This is a genomic window from Oleiphilus sp. HI0066 (assembly GCF_001635725.1).
This window is the reverse complement of sequence record NZ_LWFH01000578.1, coordinates 1-1,431: the sequence shown is the minus strand read 5'-3', so window position 1 is coordinate 1,431 and position 1,431 is coordinate 1. Positions and strand designations below refer to the sequence as shown.

The 1,431-nt window shown below is 41.7% G+C and carries 1 protein-coding gene; it reads right to left on the bottom strand.

Annotation, left to right across the window (positions count from 1 at the left end):
- Positions 1-1,431, bottom strand: a 1,431-nt coding sequence (locus tag A3738_RS07710) for a DUF1631 family protein (protein WP_156504070.1), incomplete at both ends; no start/stop codon positions are given.

Below are 1,431 nucleotides of genomic sequence, written 5' to 3'. Positions count from 1 at the left end.
TTTAAACCTTGGTGATTCACAAAAACAAATTTGCTATATCCTTTCGCAATCCAGACTAAACGAATGAATTGAGTCGACTCACCATCCTTGTCAAACCTCATCCAAGCATTTAGAGGGATAGATTTCGCACGCTTAATCCACGGAACCAAGCGTTCTGATTTTTCTTTGTTGGTATTCTCTCGATCGGCTTTCTTAATATCGCTCACGAGTGGCAAGGTCTGTCCAGGAATCATCTTGTGCTGATTATGCTGAGCATCAAGCACTAAGTTTTTAAGAGATTCTCGGACTGACTTCGCAACATCTTGCCCGCCTGAAATCTGCATTAATCCTTGTTGAATAAACGGAACGTATTTCTTAGCCTCAAATCCACTCTCGGGCTTTCGGCCAAATTGAATCAACGCATTTAAGGCTTGAAAGCCATTTTTTACTTGGTCGCTATCAATGCCATGCTTAACAGCTTCTAACTGCAAAAAGTCTAACCAACCCGAATTCAGCATTTCTTCGACAGCAACAGGTACGTCCCCATCAAGGAGATACACTATGCGTTGTTCTAATTCAGCACGAATATCTTCTAATCGATGTGCATTATCCGCTGCCGTAGCAACCCGCTCTACATTTTTCAGATACTGAGAATGCTGCTTGACCATTAGCGCATCGAGTTCAGTTTTAACCTCATCAATAACGCCCGGGGTTTCATTTAACTCCGTATTAATTCGTTCAAGCAACGCTGAAATTTTTTGATGCCCTACACGTCCCAAACGATTGCCTTGTGCACCGAGTTTGGCAATACGATTAAGCACATCACGAAGAGGGCTATTTTGATCTTCAAAGAAAGTATCGTTTTCCAAAAGTTGGCGTAAAACTGGTATTTCTAATCGAAACAGATGTTGTTTGCCTTCAGAGCTAATACGCGGATTATTTTGTAATGATCCAAAGAAACGATCAATAACGTCTACTTGTCCTTGTTGCTCATGCGATAGAGCTTTCTCTTCATCTTCTCCAGTATTTAAGCTTTGAAGAACACGAGACAATAAGCTTAAGGCTTCACCGTCGCTATCAAGAGAACGTGTTGGGATTTGCTTCTGCGCAAGCCCTTCGTTCAACTCATTCGAACTAAAAGCTGAGACAGAATAATCAATTTGTGCGGTCTTCTTAGATGGGAAGCTACTCAAGATATTTCTAAAAATTGAAAAGGACTGAGCTTCTTTAATCTGTTCTTGGTCAACACCTGGCTCGACAGGACTTGATTTACCAGTAATGTTGCTAGCAGAAATATTACCTTGATCAACGCCAGCATGATTCAATGATTGCTGGCGATATCCAAAAGGCCTGTTAGCTTGAGAGGACGAGGGCGATTGTTGAGAAGAGTTGCTTTCAGAAACAGAGTCGACAATAGGGCCACTTGTTTCTGAAGCGGGCTTTGAATTAACA